The organism is Luteococcus sediminum (genome assembly GCF_054783495.1).
Genome location: NZ_BAAGQL010000005.1, coordinates 200,843 through 223,036 on the forward strand (window position 1 = coordinate 200,843; position 22,194 = coordinate 223,036).

Annotated in this window: 15 protein-coding genes and 2 pseudogenes; 5 read left to right on the plus strand and 12 right to left on the minus strand. The window is 69.6% G+C overall.

The features are described from left to right. Nucleotides 1-118: 118 nt before the first annotated feature. The 4 genes from purL to pepN form a co-directional block, all read right to left on the minus strand. Nucleotides 119-2,401, minus strand: a complete 2,283-nt coding sequence (gene purL / locus ACYVKA_RS03615) for a phosphoribosylformylglycinamidine synthase subunit PurL (protein WP_460703036.1) — start codon at nucleotides 2,399-2,401, stop codon at nucleotides 119-121. 84 nt (nucleotides 2,402-2,485) lie between these two features. Further along, nucleotides 2,486-2,665: a CstA-like transporter-associated (seleno)protein gene (locus tag ACYVKA_RS03620; RefSeq protein ID WP_394276117.1), complete on the minus strand. Its 180-nt coding sequence runs from the start codon at nucleotides 2,663-2,665 to the stop codon at nucleotides 2,486-2,488. Continuing rightward, nucleotides 2,665-4,932, minus strand: a complete 2,268-nt coding sequence (locus ACYVKA_RS03625) for a carbon starvation CstA family protein (protein ID WP_460703038.1) — start codon at nucleotides 4,930-4,932, stop codon at nucleotides 2,665-2,667. Before ACYVKA_RS03625 ends, ACYVKA_RS03620 begins: the two co-directional genes overlap by 1 nt. A gap of 166 nt (nucleotides 4,933-5,098) precedes the next feature. Further along, complete coding sequence (gene pepN, locus ACYVKA_RS03630) at nucleotides 5,099-7,660, minus strand: aminopeptidase N (protein ID WP_460703040.1); 2,562 nt, start codon at nucleotides 7,658-7,660, stop codon at nucleotides 5,099-5,101. A gap of 88 nt (nucleotides 7,661-7,748) precedes the next feature. Here pepN and ACYVKA_RS03635 point away from each other — a divergent pair, with 88 nt between their 5' ends. From ACYVKA_RS03635 to ACYVKA_RS03645, 3 genes are all read left to right on the plus strand, one after another. Continuing rightward, on the plus strand, nucleotides 7,749-8,759 hold the full coding sequence (locus ACYVKA_RS03635; RefSeq protein ID WP_460703042.1) for an N-acetylglucosamine kinase: 1,011 nt from the start codon (nucleotides 7,749-7,751) through the stop codon (nucleotides 8,757-8,759). A 7-nt stretch (nucleotides 8,760-8,766) separates the two neighbouring features. Beyond that, nucleotides 8,767-9,426, plus strand: coding sequence for a response regulator transcription factor (locus tag ACYVKA_RS03640; RefSeq protein ID WP_394276121.1), 660 nt, complete (start codon nucleotides 8,767-8,769; stop codon nucleotides 9,424-9,426). 136 nt (nucleotides 9,427-9,562) lie between these two features. Next, nucleotides 9,563-11,605 (plus strand): PhoX family protein, encoded by a 2,043-nt coding sequence (locus ACYVKA_RS03645; RefSeq protein WP_460703044.1) that lies wholly within the window; start codon nucleotides 9,563-9,565, stop codon nucleotides 11,603-11,605. Nucleotides 11,606-11,676: 71 nt separating this feature from the next. Here the strand turns inward: ACYVKA_RS03645 and purQ are convergent, their stop codons facing one another. Beyond that, complete coding sequence (purQ, locus tag ACYVKA_RS03650; protein WP_460703046.1) at nucleotides 11,677-12,354, minus strand: phosphoribosylformylglycinamidine synthase subunit PurQ; 678 nt, start codon at nucleotides 12,352-12,354, stop codon at nucleotides 11,677-11,679. Beyond that, nucleotides 12,354-12,626: pseudogene (purS, locus tag ACYVKA_RS03655) on the minus strand (phosphoribosylformylglycinamidine synthase subunit PurS); the annotation flags it as partial. The pseudogene purS and the gene purQ, both read right to left, overlap by 1 nt. A gap of 257 nt (nucleotides 12,627-12,883) precedes the next feature. Between purS and ACYVKA_RS03660 the strand changes: the two are divergent. Continuing rightward, nucleotides 12,884-13,615, plus strand: a complete 732-nt coding sequence (locus ACYVKA_RS03660; protein ID WP_460703201.1) for a DMT family transporter — start codon at nucleotides 12,884-12,886, stop codon at nucleotides 13,613-13,615. Here the strand turns inward: ACYVKA_RS03660 and ACYVKA_RS03665 are convergent. Next, nucleotides 13,585-14,460 (minus strand): annotated as a pseudogene (locus tag ACYVKA_RS03665) (phosphoribosylaminoimidazolesuccinocarboxamide synthase); the annotation flags it as partial. The gene ACYVKA_RS03660 and the pseudogene ACYVKA_RS03665 overlap by 31 nt on opposite strands. 18 nt (nucleotides 14,461-14,478) lie before the next feature. Next, a complete protein-coding gene (locus tag ACYVKA_RS03670) occupies nucleotides 14,479-15,345 on the minus strand; it encodes a hypothetical protein (protein WP_460703048.1) in 867 nt (288 codons plus the stop codon). Nucleotides 15,346-15,741: 396 nt separating this feature from the next. On the opposite strand from ACYVKA_RS03670, the gene ACYVKA_RS03675 reads away from it, so the two are divergent. Further along, nucleotides 15,742-17,520 carry an alpha-amylase family glycosyl hydrolase gene (locus tag ACYVKA_RS03675; protein WP_460703050.1) on the plus strand — a complete coding sequence of 593 codons (1,779 nt, stop codon included), beginning with the start codon at nucleotides 15,742-15,744 and terminating at the stop codon, nucleotides 17,518-17,520. 210 nt (nucleotides 17,521-17,730) lie between these two features. Here the strand turns inward: ACYVKA_RS03675 and ACYVKA_RS03680 are convergent, their stop codons facing one another. From ACYVKA_RS03680 to ACYVKA_RS03695, 4 genes are all read right to left on the minus strand, one after another. Continuing rightward, nucleotides 17,731-18,615 carry a carbohydrate kinase family protein gene (locus tag ACYVKA_RS03680; protein ID WP_460703052.1) on the minus strand — a complete coding sequence of 295 codons (885 nt, stop codon included), beginning with the start codon at nucleotides 18,613-18,615 and terminating at the stop codon, nucleotides 17,731-17,733. Nucleotides 18,616-18,705: 90 nt separating this feature from the next. Beyond that, complete coding sequence (gene purB / locus ACYVKA_RS03685) at nucleotides 18,706-20,139, minus strand: adenylosuccinate lyase (RefSeq protein ID WP_460703054.1); 1,434 nt, start codon at nucleotides 20,137-20,139, stop codon at nucleotides 18,706-18,708. Between the two features lies 1 nt (nucleotide 20,140). Beyond that, nucleotides 20,141-21,430, minus strand: a complete 1,290-nt coding sequence (gene purD / locus ACYVKA_RS03690; RefSeq protein ID WP_460703203.1) for a phosphoribosylamine--glycine ligase — start codon at nucleotides 21,428-21,430, stop codon at nucleotides 20,141-20,143. A gap of 39 nt (nucleotides 21,431-21,469) precedes the next feature. After that, nucleotides 21,470-22,159 (minus strand): DedA family protein, encoded by a 690-nt coding sequence (locus tag ACYVKA_RS03695; RefSeq protein ID WP_460703056.1) that lies wholly within the window; start codon nucleotides 22,157-22,159, stop codon nucleotides 21,470-21,472. Nucleotides 22,160-22,194: the final 35 nt, after the last annotated feature.

A 22,194-nucleotide genomic window follows, 5' to 3' on the forward strand; every position in this document is an offset into this window, starting at 1 on the left:
GGTGAGCGGGGCCCATCCCTGCCCGTCGTGCACGGCGATGCCCTGGAACCAGACGCAGTCAGTGGCCCAGCCCCCGATGTCGGGGGCTGGGCCACTGACTGCGTCACCTTGTCCAGGATCAGGCCTCCGCGGCCACCACTTCCGGGGTGTCCATGGCCGCGGGGATCGTGGAGCTCCACGCCTCTCGCACCCGCGCCAGCGGCAGGGTGAAGTGTCCGCGGATCTCGATCTCGGCGGCGCCGGTCACCTCGCCCAGGCGGAAGAGCGGCACCTGGTGCTCGTCGCACAGCTCCTGCATCCGGGCCAGGGAGCTGGCGGGCAGGCTGACGATGGCGCGGGCGGCCGACTCGCTGAACAGCTGCACGGACGCATCGCCCTCGGGAAGGGTCAGGGCCACGCCCTTGTCCTTGCGCAGCGAGGACTCCACCAGCGCCTGGGCCAGGCCGCCGTCGGCCAGGTCATGGGCGCTGGACAGCAGCTGCTCGCGGCTGGCCGTGAGCATCACGGCAGCCAGGTTCTTCTCGGCGGCGAAGTCGACGGCCGGGGGGCGTCCACCCAGGTGGTCGTCGTGCATCACCTGCGACCAGACCGAACCGCCCATCTCCTCCTTGGTGGTGCCCAGCAGCAGCACCGCGTCGCCCTCGAAGGCGAAGCCGGACGGGACGCGCTTGGTGACGTCGTCGATCACGCCCAGCATGCCCACCAGCGGGGTGGGGAGGATGTTGGTGCCATCGGTCTGGTTGTAGAAGCTCACATTGCCGCCGGTGACCGGGGTCCCCAGCTCCCGGCAGCCGTCGACCAGGCCCTCGATGGTCTCCTGGAACTGCCACATCACCTCGGGGTCCTCCGGCGAGCCGAAGTTCAGACAGTCGGTGATCGCCACCGGCTCGGCGCCGCTGACGGCCACATTGCGGTAGCTCTCGCACAGCGCCAGCTGGGCACCCACATAGGGGTCCAGGTAGGAGAAGCGGCCATTGGCGTCGGTGGCCAGCGCGATGCCCAGGTTGGTCTGTTCGTCGATGCGCAGCATGCCGGCATCCTCGGGCTGGGCCAGCACCGAGTTGCCGCGCACGAAGCGGTCGTACTGGTTGGTCACCCAGGACTTGTCGCACAGGTTCGGTGAGGCGACCATGCGCAGCAGCGTCTGGGCCAGCTCCTCACCGCTGGCGGCGCGCGGCAGGCGGTTGGCATCGTCGGCGTTGACCTCGTCGATCCAGCTGGGACGCTCGATCGGACGGTTGTAGGTGGGGCCGTCGTGGGCCACGGTCCTGGGGTCGACGTCGACGATCGTCTCCCCGTGCCAGGTGATGGTCAGCCGGTCGCCCTCGACGACCTCGCCGACGACGGTGGCCAGCACGTCCCACTTGGCGCAGATCTCCATGAAGCGCTCGACCTTGCCGGGCTCGACCACGGCCATCATGCGCTCCTGCGACTCACTCATGAGGATCTCCTCCGGCGAGAGGCTGGAGTCGCGCAGCGGGACGACGTCGAGCTCGACGTGCATGCCGCCGTCACCGGCGGAGGCGAGCTCGCTGGTGGCGCAGCTGATGCCGGCCGCGCCGAAGTCCTGCAGGCCGTTGATGACGCCGGCCTCGAAAAGCTCCAGGGTGCACTCGATGAGCAGCTTCTCCATGAAGGGGTCGCCCACCTGCACGCTGGGACGCTTGACGGGGCCGTCGGCGTCGAAGGTCTCCGAGGCGAGGATCGAGGCGCCACCGATGCCGTCGCCGCCAGTGGCCGCGCCGTACATGATCACCTTGTTGCCGGCGCCGGTGGCCTGGGCACGCTTGAGGTCCTCGTGTCGCATCAGGCCGACGCACAGGGCGTTGACCAGCGGGTTGCCGTAGTAGGTCTTGTCGAAGACCACCTCGCCCCCGATGTTGGGCAGGCCCAGGCAGTTGCCGTAGCCGCCGACGCCGGAGACGACGCCAGTCAGCACACGCTTGGTGTCGGGGGCATCCAGCGGGCCGAAGCGCAGCGGGTCCATCACGCCGATCGGGCGGGCGCCCATGGCGAGGATGTCGCGCACGATGCCACCGACGCCGGTCGCGGCGCCCTGGTAGGGCTCGACGTAGGAGGGGTGGTTGTGGCTCTCGGCCTTGAAGGTGACGGCATAGCCCTGGCCGATGTCGACGGCGCCCGCGTTGTCTCCGATGCCGGCCAGCAGCGGGCCCCGCGGGGTGGTCTGCTCGAGCACGCTGAAGCGCTTGAGGTGCACCTTGGAGGACTTGTAGGAGCAGTGCTCACTCCACATCACCGAGTACATGGCCAGCTCGGCACCCGTCGGGCGGCGTCCCAGGATCTGGCGGATCGAGTCGTACTCGTCCTGCTTGAGTCCCAGTTCGGCCCAGGGCTGCTGGACGTCAGGAGTGTTCTTGGCATTGTCAACGGTGTCGGCCACGGGTCCAATCTACCGGTTGCCCGACGATGGCGCCGCCCCCGCCGTGGGGCGGCGCCATCGTCGGTGCAGGGCCACCGGTGTGCCTCAGCAGCAGCGACTGCCGGGGTTGTGCTCCTGGCGGTGGTACTCGTGGCGCCAGAACTCGCCGCGCTCCATCGGCGGCCCGGCCTGACCGGTGGTGTGGTGCCACTGCAGGTAGCGCTCGTAGCGGTCGGCGCCCAGCACGCCGTTGGCCAGCCGGGACAGGCGTCGCAGCCAGTCCATCAGTGCCCCGACCTGACCAGGTGTGCGTCGGGATTGGCGGCGTGGAAGGCACTCCACTGCGCCTCCAGCTCCTTCTCGGCCGCCGAGGCGCCCAGGCCGGCGGGTGCGTAGAGCTGCGCCGGGAGCGCCGGGTCCTCGGTGTCGAGCTGCTCGCCGCCACGTCCTGCCTGCAGGGCCTGGACGGTGCGCAGCGCACACACCGCGAAGACCACCAGGGCGCACAGCACGAAGAGCACCGACAGGCTGCCCTGCACCATGGTGTTGTTGGACACCGCCTGCATCGCCTCGGGGGTCTTGGCCCCTCCCAGCGAGGTCTTGCCGGCGGCGATGGCGTCGGCGTAGAGCCGGTGGTTGGCGAAGTAGCCGACCTTCGGGTCGCTGGAGAAGATCTTCAGCCAGGATCCGTAGACGGTGATGACGGCCGTGAAGATGGTCGGCACCACCAGCACCAGCAGGGTGCCGCGGGCCCCCTTGCGGGCGAAGATCACCGTGCAGATGCTCAGGGCGATCGCGGCCAGCAGCTGGTTGGCGATGCCGAAGAGCGGGAACAGGGTGTTGATGCCACCCAGCGGGTCGGTGACGCCCATGACCAGGATCGAGCCCCAGCCGGCCACCATGACGGCGGTGGTGAGCCAGGCCCCCAGCGTCCATCCGGGGTCGCGGAAGCGGGGCGCGACGTTGCCCAGCGCGTCCTGCAGCATGAAGCGGGCCACGCGGGTGCCGGCGTCGACGCTGGTGAGGATGAACAGGGCCTCGAACATGATGGCGAAGTGGTACCAGAAGCTCATCATCGCCTTGCCGCCGAAGACCTGGTGCATGATGTGTGCCAGGCCGACGGCCAGGGTGGGGGCGCCGCCGGTGCGCGAGACGACGGAGTGCTCCCCGACGTTCTCAGCGGTCTCGGTGAGCGTCGCGGCATCCACGTGCACGCCGGACAGGCCCAGCGAGTTGACGAACTGCACCGCCCCCTCGACAGTCCCCTGGGTGGCGGCGGCGGGCGCATTCATCGCGAAGTAGATGCCGCGGTCGATGCTGACCGCGGCGACCAGGGCCATGATTGCGACGAAGGACTCCATCAGCATGCCGCCGTAGCCGATCAGGCGGGTCTGGCGCTCCTTCTCCACCATCTTCGGCGTGGTGCCCGAGGCGATCATGGCGTGGAAGCCGGACAGGGCACCGCAGGCGATGGTGACGAACAGGAAGGGGAAGATCTTGCCGCTGAAGACCGGCCCGTCACCGCGACTGGCGAACTCGCTGACGGCCGGCACGGTGATCTCGGGGCGCACCACGATGATGGCCAGGGCGAGCATGACGATGACGCCCACCTTCATGAAGGTGGACAAGTAGTCGCGCGGGGCCAGCAGCAGCCAGACGGGCAGCACGGCGGCGATGAAGCCGTAGCCGATGACGATCCACGCCAGGGTCGGGCGGTCCAGGTGGAACCAGGCCTGGCCCCAGCCGGTGTTGGCCACCCAGCCTCCGCCGATGATGGCGGCCATCAGCATCACGCAGCCGATCACCGAGACCTCCATCACCCGTCCGGGACGGATGAAGCGCAGGTAGAGGCCCATGAACAGGGCGATCGGGATGGTCATGCCGACGCTGAAGACACCCCAGGGGCTCTCCCCCATCGCGTTGACCACCACGAGCGCCAGGATGGCGACGATGATCAGCATGATCGACAGGGTGGCCAGCAGGGCGGCGAAGCCCCCGACCAGCCCGAGCTCGTCCTTGGCCATCTGTCCCAGGGATCGTCCGCCGCGGCGCATCGAGGCGAACAGCACCACGTAGTCCTGCACGGCGCCGGCGAAGATGACGCCGACGATGATCCAGATGGTGCCGGGCAGGTAGCCCATCTGGGCGGCCAGGATGGGGCCGACCAGCGGCCCGGCTCCGGCGATGGCGGCGAAGTGGTGGCCGAACAGGATGCGCCGGTCGGTGGGCACGTAGTCGTGGCCGTTGTAGTTGTACTCGGCGGGGGTGGCGCGACGGTCGTCGGGCTTGATCAGCACCCGTTCGACGAAGGTGGAGTAGAAGCGGTAGGCGATCAGGTAGCTGCAGACGGCAGCGAAGACGAACCAGATCCCGTTGACCTGTTCGCCGCGCAGGATGGCGATCTCCACCCAGGCCACTGCTCCGAGCAGGGCGATCAGACCCCACACGACCATCTGGCGGGGTGTGAGGCGCCGTTCCCGGCTGATCACCTCTTCGTCGAGCGAGGTGGGAGGAATGTCGGTGCGGGCCTTGCTGGGGATGACGGTGCTCATGTCTACCTCAGGGGAAGGGGTGGGCCGCGACGAGGATGCCGCACTGGCCGGGAACCGCCACTGGTTCCTGGGCTCGACTCTAGACAAGGCAGTGATGCCCGCCGCACCCGGGTGGGGCGGCGGGCATCGTCGGAGCGGTCCGGGGACCATCCCGTGGTGCTTCGGGTCAGGCGTTGAAGTCCTGGGCCCCGGCGGAGCGACGGGCCGCATCGGCGCCCTCCAGCAGCAGCCGGCGCAGCGCACCGGGTGCCTGCGGATGCGCCTGCAGCCAGGCATCGGCACGGTCGGCAGCATCGGGCGTGTCGGGGAAGAGGCCGCGCACCAGGCGCTGGGCGATCTCGATGGCGTGCTGCTGCCAGACCGTGGGCAGTCCGTGAAAGTAGCCGTCGGCGCGATCGGCCAGCAGGTGCCCCTGGCCGGGGGCGTTGAGCCCGGCGATGATCGCGTCGACGTGGTCATTGCTGAGCGCCAGCGGCGTGTGCAGCTGCTGCCAGGCCTCGGCCTTGACCTGGGCCTCGGGGCGGGCGGCCAGGGCACCCAGGCGGGCGGTGACGCCGTCCTTGCCGGGATCGCGGGCCAGTTCCTCGTCGAGCTCGGCGACGCCCCAGCGGCCCTGTGCCGCCATGGCGGTGGCCAGCATCCAGCGCAGCTCCGAGCCGACCTCGAGCCCGTCGGGGACCTCGCTGCCGTCGAGCAGTGCCCCGACGTGGTCGGTGGCGGCCGGGACGCGACGCGCCAGCGAGGCGAGGCTTCGGGCCAGGGCGAGTTGGCGGTCGCTGCCGGGCTCGGCGCCCTGCAGGGCCTGCCAGACGGCCTCCGCCAGGCGGCCGGCCTGCTCCTCGCGGCGCTGCTCGGGCAGGTAGTGGTTGATGCCGAACTCGGCATTGGCCAGCAGCACCGACAAGGTGGCGATGTCGCTCTCGGCCAGGCCGTGGGCGATGACTGCGTCCAGGTGGTCGACGACCGGGAGCACGGCGTCGCGGGTCTGGTTCCACAGCGAGGACCAGACCAGGACGCGGGCCAGGGCGTCGTCGAGGCTTCCCAGGTGCTGCTTGACGGTGGCCAGGGAGCGTTCGTCGAGGCCCACCTTGGCGTAGGTGAGATCCTCGTCGTTGACCAGCACCAGGTCGGGCTCGGCCAGGCCGACGGCGGAGGGCACCTCGGTGAGCTCGCGGCCGTCGAGCTCCAGGTCGATGCGGTCGCTGCGCACCAGGCGGTCGCCGTCGAGCCGGTAGAGCCCCACCACCAGAGTGTGCGGGCGGCCGACGTGCTGGCCGTCGCGGGCGTCCACCGAGTGCTGGCGCACGGCCAGTCGGGTGATCTTCCCGTCGGCGCACTCGACCTGGGGCACCAGGCTGTCGGGCCCGGCGGTCTGCAGCCAGCGCCGCGACCACTCCTGCAGGTCGCGCTGGGATGCCTGCTCCAGGGCCTTGAGCAGGTCGGCCAGGCGGGCGGAGCCGAAGGCGTGGGCCTGGAAGTAGTCGCGGGCGCCGGCGAAGAAGTCGTCGATGCCGACGTGGGCCACCAGCTGCTTGAGCACCGCAGCACCCTTGGCGTAGGTGATGCCGTCGAAGTTCTGCTTGGCGGCCTCGATGTCGGGGATGTCAGCGACGATCGGGTGGGTGGTGGGCAGCTGGTCCTGGTTGTAGGCCCAGTCCTTGCGGCGTCCGGCGAAGGCGACCCAGGCGTCGGTGAACTCGGTGGCCTCGACGCTGACATGGGCGCCCATGAACTCGGCGAAGGACTCCTTGAGCCACAGGTCGTCCCACCAGGCCGGGGTCACCAGGTCGCCGAACCACATGTGCGCCATCTCGTGCAGGATCGTGTTGGCGCGGTTCTGGTACTGGGCACGGGTGGCGGCCGAGCGGTGGATGTAGTGCTCGGTGAAGGTGACCAGGCCCGGGTTCTCCATGGCGCCCAGGTTGTACTCGGGCACGAAGACCTGGTCGTACTTGCCCCAGGGGTACGGGAAGCCGAAGGCAGCATGGTAGAAGTTCATGCCCTGCTTGGTGAGGGTGAAGATCGCCTCGGCGTCGAAGTGCTCGGCCAGGCTCTGGCGGCACAGGGCACCGAGCTCCACCTCGAGTCCGTCGCCGGAGCTCCATCGGTCGGTCTGCTCTGCCCAGGGTCCGGCGGCCACGCAGGTGAGGTAGGTCGACAGCCTCGGGGTGGGCGCGAAGGCGTGGCGCACGCCGGTCACTCCGTCGTCATTGGTGACCGGGCCGCCGGATACCCGCGGCTGGTTGGAGCGCACCTGCCAGCCCTCGGGCGCGAGCACCGTGATGTGGTGCACTGCCTTGAGGTCGGGCTGCTCGAAGTTGGGGAAGACGCGACGGGCATCGGCCGGCTCGTACTGGGTGTACAGGTAGGTCTGCTGGTCGATGGGGTCGACGAAGCGGTGCAGGCCCTGCCCGGAGCGTGAATAGGTGCCCTCGGCGTGGATCTCGACGACATTGCGCCCCTGCTCCAGGGACAGCTGCAGCCGGGCGCCGTCGTAGTCGACCTTCTGAACCTCGCCGTTGACGACCAGGCGGTTCACGGCGCCGTCGACGAAGTCGATGAAGGTCTGCTCCAGACTGGACTCCAGTTGCACCACGCAGTACACCCCGAAACGGGCCTGCTCGGGGTCGGTTGCCCCCAGCAGGTCCAAGGTGGTGTGGTAACTCTCGACGGTCAGGCCGGCACTACGTCGGGCGGCCTCGTCACGGGCGATGTTGGTAGTGGTCACCGTGCCAGCCAAACACTGCTCGCCGCAGGGCGCAAGCACTTGCGGCCCTTGTCACGGCCATACCAACCACCCAGCCTAGGCTTGGGACATGATGGCGACGACATCCCCCCTCCCGGTACTGGTGATGGATGCCGGCCAGACCGGCGTGCGCGCCGAGCTCACCGTCGATGACCGGGTGCTGCTGCACCACGAGGGCGAGGGCGTGGTGACCGACCGGCCGGTGGTGCCGCAGCTGGCTGCCATGGCCCGCGAGGTGCTCGACCGGGCCACGGCGCAGGGTCTGCTGGGCCGGGAACCGGTGGTGCTGGCCGTTGGCAGCTCGGGCCTGACCCCCGGTGAGGACGCCGGCCAACTGGCCGAGGCGGTCGGCGTCGGCGTGCACGAGGTCCTGCTGGCGCACGACTCGATCACCAGCTACCTGGGCGCGCTGGGCGACCGGACCGGGGTGGTGGTGGCCGCCGGTACCGGCGTGGTGACCCTGGCCGTCGGGGACGAGCAGGTGGCCCGGGTGGACGGCTGGGGCAACCTCATCGGGGATGCCGGCTCGGGCTACTGGATCGGCCGCGCCGGCCTGGACGCGGTGATGCGCGCCCACGATGGCCGGGGCCCGGCCACGGCCCTCTCCGCGCCGGTCCAGGAGCATTTCGACGGCGATCTGGAGGGCGCCTACATGGTGCTGCAGGCCGATCCGTACCGGGTGCGCCACATCGCCGCCTGGTCGCGCACCGTCGCCGAGCTGGCCGCCGACGACGAGGTCTGCCGCGACATCTGCGAGCGGGCCGGGCAGGAGCTCGCCTGTTCGGCGCTGGCGGGACTGCGCAGGGTGGGCCTGAGCGGGGTGGGTTCGGACGGGGTGGGTCTGGACGGCACCGTCGAGGTGCCGGTGGGAATGGTGGGGAAGGTCTTCGACTCGCCGCACGTGCGCGAGTCCTTCACACGGACGGTGCAGGAGCAGTGCGTGGGCGCCTGGCCCACGCGCACCACCACCGACGGCCTGCGCGGTGCGGCACGCCTGCCACTGCTGTCCCCGGGCTCGGCGCTGCGACGCGACGTGGGCAGGGCCGGGAGTGGCGGTCCGGCGGCGGTCCGGGGTGCATAATGCAGTGGTGAACCCACCTGTCCGTGTTGCACTTGTCAATGACCACCCCCTTGTGATCGAGGGTCTGGCGAGCCTGCTGGCAGATGCCGAGGGGATCGAGGTGGTGGAGCTCGACACCCTCGTGCCGGTCGCCAGCCCCGTCGACATCCTCCTGCTCGATACCTATGCCTCGTCCTTGCCGATCGACGAGACCGTCCGGGGCCGACTCAGCGAACAGTCGGCCTCGCGGCTGGCCGTCTACGCCTGGCAGGTGGACGACGACCTGGTCCACGACAGCCTCGCTGCCGGGGCCAGCGGGGTGCTGTCCAAGGCCCTGACCGCCCAGGAGCTCGCACACGCACTGCGCACCATCCAACAGGGCCACCGGGTCGTGGAGCGCGGCGCCTCGGCGGTGGCGGCAGACCTCGACCCCGACCACGGCGTGAAGGGTCGCGACTGGCCCGGGCGCAATGAGGGCCTGAGCATGCGCGAATCGGAGATGATCACGCTGATCTGCCAGGGTCTGAGCAATGAACAAATCGCCCAGGACCTCTTCCTGAGCCCCAACTCGGTCAAGTCCTACATCCGCTCCGCCTATCGCAAGATCGGTGCCACGAGCCGTTCCCAGGCAGTGATCTGGGGCCTGGAGCATGGCATGCGCCCGTCGGCCAGCCGCAAGGCCAGCTGAGAGGCGTTCACGTCGCGTTCAGACGGGCGTCGGTTGGAGTCCACCGGCGCCTGTTTGAGTCTCCCGTGCATCCCCGCTGGCCCCACGGCCGCGGCCCCACAGGAAACGGCCCCCGGGCCGGTGCGAAAGGAACCCCATGGACTCCAAGCGTCTGCTCCCGATGATCGACCACGTGCGCGGCAAGCGTTCCGCCGTCACCTGCGCCCTCAAGTGCGACAACCAGTGCCTCGGCGAGACCTGCAACACCACCGACAACGACTACTTCCGTGACGTCGCCTCGGCCGCGGTGAGCCGTCGCGGCGTGCTGGCCGGCTCCGCCGGTGCCGTGGCCCTGTTCGGCGCCTCCCACGCCGACTTTGCCGCCGCCGCCCCCGCCGGGCTGGCCGAGGGCCGTCGCAACCGCCGCGGCAGCAGGAGCCCGCTCAACTTCGACCCGATCGCACCGGTCGACTACACCGTCGACGAGCTCAACGTGCCCACCGGCTACGCCTGGAAGCCGATCATCCGCTGGGGCGACTCGCTCTTCGACGACGCCCCCGCCTTCGACGCCAACAAGCAGACCGCCAAGGCCGCCCGTCGCCAGTTCGGCTACAACAACGACTACACCGAGATCCAGGAGATCCCGGGCAGCAACGGCCGCCGCGCGGTGATGTTCGTCAACCACGAGTACACCAACGAGAACATCATGTTCCCCGAGGACATGCCGATCGAGACCAAGCGCGAGCTGGGCATGATCAACCACGGCCTGACGGTGGTGGAGCTGCAGCGCAAGAACCCGGCCAGCCCCTACAGCTACGTCAAGGGCGCCCGCCTGAACCGTCGCATCGTCATCGACGACGCCTACCGCATGACCGGCCCTGCCGCCGGCAGTGACCTGCTCAAGACCAAGGCCGACCCCTCGGGCACCAAGGTGCTGGGCACCCTGGGCAACTGCTCCGGCGGACTGACCCCGTGGGGCACCCTGCTCTCGGGCGAGGAGAACTTCCACTCCTACTTCGTCGGCAAGGGCACCTCCGCCGAGGACAAGCGCTACGGCATCACCAGCAAGGAGACCGTGCGCGGCTGGGAGCACAGCGATCCCCGCTTCGACACCCGCAACGAGGGCTTCGAGAACGAGACCAACCGCTTCGGCTGGATCGTCGAGGTCGACCCCTTCGACCCCACCTCCACCCCCCGCAAGCACACCGCCCTGGGCCGCTTCAAGCACGAGGGCGCCAATGTCATCGTCGCCCGGGACGGGCACGTGGTCGCCTATTCGGGCGACGACGAGAAGTTCGACTACCTCTACAAGTTCGTCAGCAAGCGCAAGTACCGCAAGAACGACCGCCGCCACAACATGCGCCTGCTGGAGGATGGTGACCTGTACGTCGCCAAGTTTTCCGGCAACTCGCCTGCCGCAGAGATCGACGGCACCGGCGCCCTGCCCAGCGACGGCGCCTTCGACGGCACCGGCCGCTGGCTGCCGCTGGTCAAGGACGGCCAGTCCATGGTGGAGGGCATGAGCGTCGAGCAGGTGCTGGTCTACACCCGCCTGGCCGCCGACAAGCTGGGCGCCACCAAGATGGACCGTTGCGAGGACGTCGAGCCCTCGCTGAAGACCGGCCGCGTCTACGTCGCCTGCACCAACAACGCCGACCGCGCCAAGCCCGGCAAGGCGGGCGTCGACGAGGCCAACCCGCGCTCCCAGAATCGCGACGGCCACGTCGTCGAGATCGACGAGCTGGGCAGCCAGACCTCCACCCGCTTCGCCTGGAACCTGCTGCTGGTCTGCGGTGATCCCGCCACCGACGAGAACACCTACTTCGCCGGCTACCCGCGCGAGCACGTCTCGCCGATCTCCTGCCCCGACAACCTGGCCTTCGACTCGGTCGGCAACCTGTGGATCTCCACCGACGGCGCGCCCGACGGCATGGGCTACAACGACGGCCTCTTCCGCGTCACGCTGGAGGGCCACGCCCGTGGCCGCGTCGACCAGTTCCTGTCGGTGCCGACCGAGGCCGAGACCTGCGGCCCGATCGTGCGCGACAAGGAGCAGACGGTCTTCGTCTCGGTGCAACACCCCGGTGAGGACGGCTCCTTCGCCGAGCAGCACAGCCAGTTCCCCGACTACGACAAGACCGTGGCCCGCCCCTCGGTGGTGCAGGTCTACAAGAAGCGCGCCCGCCGCCCCCGCAGCTGACCTGCCGGGCAGCAACACACGAGGGCGCCTCCCATCCGGGAGGCGCCCTCGTGGCTCGTTGCCGGTGTGCGTCAGACGCGGGACTCCAGGAACTGCAGCACCGAGGCGAAGAAGGGCAGGCCGTCGAGGCTCGAGGCCGTCAGCTCCTCCACGTTGTGCTCGGGGTGCGGCATCAGGCCCACGACATTGCCGCGGCCATTGGTGATGCCGGCGATGTCGTGGTTGGAGCCGTTGGGGTTGCCGTCGATGTAGCGGAAGACCACCTGGTTGTTGTCCTCGAGCATCTTCAGCGTCTCGGGGCTGGCCTGGTAGTTGCCCTCGCCGTTCTTGAGCGTGATGGTGATCTCGTCACCGGGCTCGAAGGCGCAGGTCCAGGTCGTGTCATTGGTCTCGACGCGCAGCCGCTGGTCCTTGCAGACGAAATGGCGCTTCTCGTTGCGGATCATCGCGCCGGGCAGCAGGTGCGCCTCGCACAGCATCTGGAAGCCATTGCAGATGCCCAGCGTCGGCATGCCCTGGTTGGCGGCCTCGATCACCGAGCTCATCACCGGCGAGAAGCGGGCGATGGCGCCGCAGCGCAGGTAGTCGCCGTAGCTGAAGCCGCCGGGCAGGATCACCGCGTCGACGCCCTCGAGGGAGTCGGAGGCGTGCCACAGCGGCACCGGCTCGGCACCGGAGATGCGCACGGCGCGCAGGGCGTCCTGGTCGTCCAGGGTGCCCGGGAAGGTCACCACACCGATGCGCACCATCAGTGGTCCTGCCCGCCCTGCTCGACGCGCACGTCGAACTGCTCGATCACGGTGTTGGCCAGCAACTTCTCGGCGGCGTCACGGATCTGGTCCAGGCGCTCGTCGGTGAGTTCACCGTCGACCTCGATCTCGAAACGCTTGCCCTGGCGCACGGTGAAACCGTCATATCCAAGGCGGTTGAGTGCTCCGGTCACAGCCTTGCCCTGGGGGTCAAGGATCTCGGGCTTGGGCATCACATCGACGACTACACGGGCCATGCTCGTGATCCTATCGAACCTCGGGTGCCCACGAACCCACCCCACCGGTAGCGAGCCTGTCACGATCGAGCGGGTTCAGGTCTCCAGCGCATCTTGAACGTGCCAAGGACCCACAATCGCTCGATCGGGAAGATGGGACCGGCGACCCAACCGGTCTCGCCTATCGTCGTGCCGTGACCAGCCCCTCAACGGCGCACTCCGGACACCGCCACGGAGCCGTGCTCGCCCTTGCCGGCGCCTGTCTGTGGGGCACCACGGGCACCTAGCAGGCCCTGCTCACCGGACAGCACAGCCCGGTGGCCGTGGGAGGCCTGCGCACCCTGGTGGCCGCCGTCCTGCTGACCGGCATCGCCCTGGCCGGCGGAGCTCGGGGCTGGGTGGCGCCGCTGCGACACGGGAGCTGGCGGTGGATCCTTCCTGCCGGCCTGTCCGTGGCCTGTTACCAGCTGACCTTCTTCGCGGCCATCGCCCGGACCGGGGTGGCCGTGGGAACCCTGGTCATGCTGGCCACGACGCCGCTGGTCGCGGGGCTGCTGGGCTGGCGGCTCGAGGGACGGCGCCCGTCCCGCCGGTGGACGACGGCCACCCTGACCAGCCTGGCGGGTGCCTCGCTCCTGGTCCTGGGATCCGGCAGCTCCGCACCGCTCGACGTGCTGGGTCTCCTGCTCGCCGTGGCTGCCGGCATCAGCTTCGGCAGCTACTCCGTGGCGAGTCGACGTGCAGCCAGTGAGGGAGACGAACCGCTGGTGCTGAGCAGCTGGATCTTCCTGGTGGCAGCCCTTGTCCTGGCGGTGCCCCTGCTGCAGCAGGACCTCACCTTCGTCACCCAACCACGCAACCTCGTGGTGCTGGGCTGGCTCGGGGTGGCCGCCACGGCGGGGTGCAGCACCAGACATCCCGCTCCAGATCCCGGGCGCACCAGGCACACCAGGCGCACCCGTCAGCAAAGCACTCAGGGAAGGACGAGTGGGGTGCCGGTGAGGCGCTCGAAGGCCTCCAGGTAGCGCATCCGGGTGGCCTCGACGATGTCGGCGGGCAGCGAGGGCGGCGGATTGTCGTTGCTGCGGTCCCACCCGGACTCGCGGGTCAGCCAGTTGCGGACATACTGCTTGTCGAAGCTGTCCAGACTGCCGCCCGGCGCCCAGGTGGACGCGTCCCAGAAGCGCGAGGAGTCGGGCGTGAGCACCTCGTCGCCCAGCACCAGGGTGCCGTCGGCGCGACGGCCGAACTCCAGCTTGGTGTCGGCCAGGATGATCCCCCGCTCGCGCGCCACCTGCTCGGCCCTGGCATAGACCTCCAGGCTCAGCTCGCGCAGCCGCTCCCCCAGCTCCCGGCCGGTGGTGCGGCACATGGACTCGAAGTCCACGTTCTCGTCGTGCTCGCACATCGGCGCCTTGGTGGCGGGGGTGAAGATCGGTTCGGGCAGCCTCGAGCCGTCCTGCAGCCCCTTGGGCAGGGCGATGCCGCACACGGTGCCGCTGACCTGGTACTCGGCCCAGCCGGAGCCGGTCAGGTAGCCGCGCACCACGCACTCCACCGGCACCATCTCGAGCTTCTCGCAGACCAGGGCACGTCCGGCGACCGTCCGGGCCTGCTCGGGCGCCAGTACGGTGGCGGGATCGGCACTGATGACGTGGTTGTCGACGATGCCGGCCAACTGGTCGAACCACCACAGCGAGAGTTGGGTGAGCACGACGCCCTTGTCGTCGATGCCGGGCTCCAGCACGAAGTCATAGGCGGAGATGGCGTCGGTGGCCACCATCAGCAGCCGGTCGGCGGCCTGGAGTGCGTACAGCTCGCGCACCTTGCCGCGGTGGATCAGGGGCAGTCCGGGATCGAAGTCGCTCACGCCCGACAGCCTATTGCCTCAGCGTGCGGGCAGGTCCTCGCTCCACTGCCAGGCCACGGAGTGGAAACCCGCGGGCGGGTCGACCAGGACGTACTGGGCCACGGACCCGTCGACCGGGATCGTCTCGGCATCCTCGCGGCCGTCGGCGGCACTGTGTGAGTCGGGAGAGGACCAGGCCACCACCTTGCTGGGCAGGTCGTGGGGGGTGAAGGCGACCTCCAACACCATGTTCTGCATCTTGGGCAGCACCATGCCCAGGTGGTCGAAGACCTCCGTCTGGGAGCCGAAGACCGTCTGGTACTCCAGCATCATCAGCTCGCCCTGGCGCAGCGCCCGTGGCAGCAGCATCTCGGTGACGGCCAGCTCCTGGGCTTCGGCCACCATGCGACGCCCGGGCCTGCAGTTCTTCAGGCCCGTGACGACATCGGCGAAGGCACCGTCGCGCTCGGCCTGGGCCACGACGGGGAAGCTGCGGGTGCCGGCCCGCAGGCACTGCACCACATTGCGCACCACCTCGATGCGCTGGCAGCGGTTCTCGTCCAGACCCACCTGCACGTGGGTGCTCACCTTGCGCAGGTCCGAGGGGCGAAGGCCGGTCTGGGCCAGCACCTGCTCGACGGTCTCCGGCAGCCGCATCGGCCCGCGCCCGTTGCCACTGCGCCGACGGGTGGGTGCCAGCGGCGCCAGCGAGGTCAGCGAACCCGGCGGCAGCTCCAGCACCTGCTCCAGGGCGCTCAGGGTGCGCCCCGAATGGGCCCGGGTGGGCTGTGAGCGCCCGTTCTGCCAGTAGCTCAGGGTCGCGACGCTCACCGTCACGTCGAGCTGCTGGAGCCGGTGCCTGATCCGCTCCAGGCTCAGCCCCCTGGCACGGATCGCCTCGCTCAAGGTACCCGCCAGGTCCCCGCCCGCGGTCTGGTCCTCCACTGTCCCCCCGTCCACCTGTTGTCCCGAACTGCCCCGGCAACCTGGTCCTGCATGCCAGCCGGCCCGACCGGGCGGCAATGGCCACGGGGGCGGGCTGTGTGGAGGAAGGTGCATGGTGCGACCCGAGTGATCTCGGGGCAGCCAGTCGGCTTCCACTCGGGTCGCACCACTGTCCATCGGGGGAGTGGACAGATATGAATATGCCACATGCAAGGACCTGCCCCGCCCCATGGGCCGGGGCAGGTGCGGTTAAGAATTAACAATGCCTCGCCGGATCGAGTCGAACGCTGTCAAACCGGTACCCTGTGGCGATCGATGGACCCCCGTCCAGCCCGGTGAGCCAGTGAGAGGAAATCAATGAGCCAGACAGTCCAGGGCATGGGAGCCACCTGCCACGACGGCGGTGTCGCCTTCCGGGTGTGGGCACCCCACGCCAGCACGGTCAGTGTTGTCGGCGACTTCAACGACTGGTCCCGGGAGGCCCATCCCCTGCAGCAGGAGGGCGACGGCTACTGGTACGTCGACGTGCCCGGCGCGAAGGAGGGACAGGAGTACAAGTTCCACCTGACCAATGGTGACCAGGCATTCGACCGGATCGACCCCTATGCCAATCAGGTCACCAATTCCATCGGCAACGGGATCATCTACGACCACGACGCCTTCGACTGGCAGGACGACTCCTTCGAGTGCCCCGCCCACAACGAGCTGGTGATCTACGAGCTGCACGTGGGCTCCTTCAACACCGAGCAGGGCCAGGTGGGCACCCTCGACGGAGTCCTGGAGCGGCTGGACCACCTGGTGCGCCTGGGCGTCAACGCCATCCAGCTGATGCCGGTGATGGAATTCGCGGGCGACTTCTCCTGGGGCTACAACCCGGCACACCTGTTCGCCGTCGAGAGCAGCTATGGCGGCCCCGACGCCCTCAAGCGTTTCGTGCGCACCTGCCACCAGCACGGCATCGCCGTGATCATCGACGTCGTCTACAACCACTTCGGACCCAGCGACCTGGACCTGTGGCAGTTCGACGGCTGGAGCGAGAACGGCCTGGGCGGCATCTACTTCTACAACGACTGGCGCTCCCAGACCCCGTGGGGCGATTCCCGGCCCGACTACGGGCGCCAGGAGGTGCGACGCTTCATCCGCGACAACGCCATGATGTGGCTGGAGCAGTACCACGCCGACGGCCTGCGCTGGGACATGACGGCCTACATCCGCTCCAAGGACGCCTCCACCAATGACATCCCCGAGGGCTTCGAGCTGATGGGCGAGGTGAACCGCGAGGTGCGCGAGAAGTTCCCGCGCGCGATCATGATCGCCGAGGACATGCACGGCCTCGACGACATGGTGGGCGAGGGCTATGGCCAGGCCGCCTTCCACGCCCAGTGGGATGCCGAGTTCGTGCATCCGCTGCGCCGCTTCATCAAGGCCTACGCCGACAAGGATCGCCGCCTCGAAGAGGTGAAGGGCGCCATCGAGCACGGCTACGACGGCGAGGCCTTCAGCCGGGTGATCTTCACCGAGAGCCATGATGAGGTGGCCAATGGCAAGCAGCGCGCCGTCAGCGACGTGAACCCGCACGACCAGCAGGGCTGGTATGCCACCAAGCGAGCCACCCTGGGGACGATGGTGGCGCTGACCAGCCCGGGCATCCCGATGCTCTTCCAGGGCCAGGAGTTCCTGCAGGGCGGCTGGTTCACCGACGAGGTGCCGCTCGACTGGAACCTCAGCGAGGACCACCAGGGCATCGTGCAGCTGCACGCAGACCTGGCGCAGCTGCGCCGCAACTGGAATGACGACACCGCGGGGCTGCGCGGCGGCGGGCTCAATGTCTTCCACTGCAATGACCAGGCCAAGGTGATGGCCTGGCACCGCTGGAAGGAGCACGGCGTCGGCGATGACGTCGTCGTGGTGATCAACGGCACCGACGAGGTGCGCGGCAACTACCGCATCGGCCTGCCGGCCGGGGGCCACTGGGAGCTGAAGTTCAACTCCGACTCCAGCGTCTACTCCCCCAACTTCGGCAGCGCCGATGCCTTCGACCTGACGGCGCAGGACGAAGGCATCGACGGCTTCGAGCACTCTGCCACGGTGGAGCTGGCGCCCTACGCGATGCTGGTCTACAGCTGGAAGGGCTGAGGCGCTTCCACCGTCGGGTGGCCCTTGGCCTGCCCGACGGTGGTCGGCTCGCGGAGCGTCGCGGTGGGGTGTGGGCCACGACCTGGTGGGTGACCACTGGGGGGCTGGGTGCGTGAGGTCATGCCCGACAGCGCAGTGGCCGAGAAGCAGTGCCCCCGAAGCAGTGCCCCCAAAGCAGCGACCCCAAAGCAGCGACCCCAGAGCACTGACTCAGCGCAGGTGCCTGAGCCAGCCGCGGGCGCCGGCATGCTGGACGCGCAGGCTGGCGACGCGGGTGGCACGCTCCACCGCATGGGCGAGCTGTCCCCCGTCGAGCAGCAGGCTGGCGACCAGCGCTCCGTGGAAGGCGTCGCCGGCACCGAGCGTGTCGACGGCACGGACCTGCGGCGGCGTGACGCTCCCCCGCTCGATGACCGACTGCCACAGCGTCGGCCGGTGCCCGTCGGTCATCACCGCCGAGGTGGCGCCGGCCTCCAGCACGTGGCGCACCGCCCCCGCCAGGTCCGTCCCCAGTCCTGCGGCATAGTCGGCAGATCCTGCGACCACGTCGATCCAGCTCAGCCAGCTCTCGGCGGCCGGCTTCACGCTGCCCGCGTCGAGCACCAGCAGGCAGCCGGTGTCGGCCACCTGGCCCAGCGCCATGCCGGCCGCCACCGGGTGGTGCCCGTCGAGCATGACGGCGTGCGCGCCCGCCAGCGCCTGCCGGGCGGCGTCGTCGAGCTGCAGCCGGGAGCGCAGCGCGCTGGTGGACAGGACGGTGCGGGTGCCGTCGGGTTCCACGACGCAGGTGCTGACCGGCAGGGAGAAGGCAGCCGCGCCGGGCCCGTGGCCTGCTGCGAGGTCGATGATCCGCACGCCGTGCGCCTCGAGGTCGGTGCGGACGGTGGCAGCGGCCGCCCCGTGACCGATGGCGGTGACCAGGGTGGCCTCGCCCAGCATCGCGGCGGCGGTGACGGCGGCATTGGCCGCGGGGCCTCCGGCGGACAGCTCGGTGGACTCCACCACCTGTTTGATGCCCCGCCGGGGCGGCCCGTCGACGCGCTGCACCACGTCGAGGGTGGTCAGACCGAGGAAGACGGCATTGGGGCTGGTCATCGTGGGCTCCTCGCGGTTTTCCACAGATTCCCACGCCGGGGTCGGCTTGGCAAGGTCCTTCACCGACCCCGGTGCCTCAGGCGACTGGCCTCAGAGCACGTGGCCAGGACGGTAGGCGGCAGCCTGCGGGTTGGCCTCGACCAGCTCGGCGACCCGCCCGGCCACCCGGGCCACCTGGGTCCCGGCATCGCCGGTGAGCTCCAGGGGCTGGCTGACCAGGGCCTGCAGCTCGTCGCGCGACAGGCCCAGCGCGGGCTCGGCGGCCAGCCGGTCGAACAGGTCATTGATGCGAAGGCCTTGCTCGCGCATCTCCAGCGCGACGGTCACCGCATTGGTCTTGATCGCCTCGTGGGCGTCCTCACGCCCCACGCCCTTGCGGACGGCGGCCATCAACACCTTGGTGGTGGTGAGGAAGGGCAGGTAACGCTCCAGCTCCGCGTCGATCACGGCACCGAAGGCCCCGAAGTCGGCCAGGATCGTCAGGAAGGTCTCGAACATGCCGTCCAGGGCGAAGAAGGCGTCGGGCAGGGCGACGCGGCGCACCACCGAGCAGGAGACGTCGCCCTCATTCCACTGCACGCCCGACAGGCCCTCGGTCATCGCCACGTAGCCGCGCAGGATGACGCTGAAGCCGTTGACGCGCTCACAGGAGCGGGCATTCATCTTGTGCGGCATGGCGGAGCTGCCCACCTGGCCGGGCTTGAAGCCCTCGGTGACCAGCTCGTTGCCGGCCATCAGACGCAGCGTGGTGCACAGGCTGGAGGGGCCCGACGAGACCTGGTAGAGGGCGCTGACCGCGTCGAAGTCGAGGCTGCGCGGGTAGACCTGGCCCACCGAGTCGAGCACGGAGGCGAAGCCGAGGCTGGTGACCACGCGCTGCTCCAGCTGGGCGAGCTTGTCGGCATCGCCGTCGAGCAGGTCGAGCATGTCCTGGCTGGTGCCCACCGGTCCCTTGATGCCGCGGCCCGGGTAGCGCTTGATGAGCTCGTCGATGCGGGCGTGGGCGATGAGCATCTCATCGGCGGCCGAGGCGAAGCGCTTGCCCAACGTGGTCACCTGGGCGGCGACATTGTGACTGCGGCCGGTCAGGGCACGGTCGGTGTACTGCACCGCCAGGGCGCTGGTCATCGCCAGGGCGGTGACGATGCGCTCGCGCACCAGCTGCAGGCTGGCCAGCACCTGGTGCTGCTCGATGTTCTCGGTGAGGTCGCGGCTGGTCATCCCCTTGTGGATGTGCTCGAAGCCGGCCAGGTCGTTGAACTCCTCGATGCGCGCCTTCACGTCGTGGCGGGTGACCCGCTCGCGGGCGTCGATCGAGTCCAGGTCCACCTCGTCGACGTGCGCCTTGTAGGCCTCGATGACGGCCTGGGGATCGTCGCCGCCGAAGCCGACGCCAAGATCGCGCTGGGCCTCCAGCACGGCGATCCACAGCGTGCGCTCCATCACGATCTTGGCCTCGGGCGACCAGATCTCGCGCATGGCCTGCGAGGCATAGCGGTTGGCGAGCACATTGGGGACGGTCATGTCAGTTCTCCTGCGTGGGGTTCGTGGCGGTGTAGCTGCTGTCGAGCTCGACCTGGCCATTGGCGGCGCGCTCGGCGATGTCGGTGCGGGTGAAGCCGGTCTCGAAATCCGTGGCCGAGACCTGGCCGTAGGCAGCCTGGCGGGCCGCGGCGAGGTCGTCGCCGGTGCCGACGACAGCCAGCACCCGTCCACCCGCGGCGACCAGCTCGCCATCGAGGCCCTGCGCGGTGCCGGCATGGATGGTGTGGGCGCTGGCGGTGTCCTCGGCCAGCACGATCCGGCCGCCCTTGACGGGGACACCGGGGTAGCCCCCGGCCGCCATCACGACCACGACGGCGGCACCACTGCCCCACTCCAGCGACGGGGCCTGGTCCAGAGTGCCGGTGGCGGCGGCGTGCAGCAGCCCGCCCAGCGGGGTCTTGAGCCGGGCCAGCAGGGCCTGGGTCTCCGGGTCGCCGAAGCGCACGTTGAACTCCACCACGCGGATGCCGCGACGGGTCAGCGCCAGGCCGGCATAGAGCAGCCCGGTGAAGGGGGTGCCGCGACGGGCCATCTCGCGCAGGGTGGGCTGGATGACCAGCTCGTCGACCTGTGCGGCGATGTCGGCCGGCGCCCAGGGCAGCGGCGTGTAGGCGCCCATGCCGCCGGTGTTGGGGCCCTCGTCGCCGTCGGCGGCCCGCTTGAAGTCCTGTGCCGGCTCGAAACAGCGGCTGGTGGTGCCGTCGCAGACGGCGAACAGGCTCACCTCGGGACCGTCCAGGTATTCCTCGACGACCACCTGCTGGCAGGCCAGTGCGTGGGACAGAGCCGCCTCGCGGTCCTCGGTGACCACCACTCCCTTGCCAGCGGCCAGCCCGTCCTCCTTGACCACGTAGGGGGCGCCGAACTCGTCGAGGGCGGCCTCCACCTCTGCACGGGTGGTGCACACGCGGGCGGCGGCGGTGGGGACGCCGGCGTCCTCCATCACCTGCTTGGCGAAGGCCTTGGAGCCCTCCAGGCGGGCGGCCTCCCGACCGGGTCCGAAGCAGGCGATCCCAGCCTCGCGCACCACATCGGCCACCCCGGCCACCAGCGGCGCCTCGGGCCCGACGACCACCAGGTCTGCACCCAGTTCGCCCGCAAGCGCGGCGACGGCGGCACCGTCGGCCTGGTCGACCGGATGGTTGGTGGCACAGGTGGCCGTGCCGGGATTCCCGGGGGCCACGTGCACGGCGGCCACGCCGGGATCCTTGCTCAGGGCCAGGGCCACGGCGTGCTCACGGCCGCCGGAGCCGACGACGAGGACTGTCATGGGTTCGCTCACGCGCCCGAGCCTATCGGGCCCGCATGTTCATCCGCGCTCGTGCGGCTCCTGCGTGGAGGCGGCATCGGCGTACTGCTTGTCGCTGCGGTTGCGCACGCGCTTGATGACGAACCAGGCGATGGCGGCCAGGATCAGCACGATCACCACGTTCTGCACATTGCCCACCCAGCCCTCGACGCGGGTCCAGTTGTCGCCCAGCGCGTAGCCGGCGTAGATCAACAGGGTGTTCCAGATCAGCGTGCCGGCCACCGAGTAGAGGGTGAAGCGCACCGGGTTCATCCGGTCCAGCCCGGCGGGAATCGAGATCAGCGAGCGCACCCCGGGGATCATGCGGCCGAAGAAGACGGCCTTGCCGCCGTGGCGCTCGAACCAGCCAACGGCGGTGTCGACGTCATTGGAGTCCACCAGCGGCATCCGGTCGGCGATCGCCTTGAGACGATCGACGCCCAGGGCCATGCCCAGCCAGTAGAGCAGCCAGGCGCCGGCCACCGAGCCGGCGGTGGTCCACAGCACCGCGGACAGGAAACCAAAATGGCCCTGCGCGACGGTGAAGCCGGCCAGCGGGAGGATGACCTCGCTGGGGATCGGCGGGAAGACGTTCTCCAGGAAGACGGCCAGGGCAGCGCCCGGCGCGCCGATCGTCGACATCAGTCCCGTCAGCCAGTCCATGAAGCGGGAGATGACGCTGGTCTGCAGGAGAATGGGGCCGAGGTGCATGCTGGTCCGTCCGTAGGGGTGATCCGTCCGGCTCA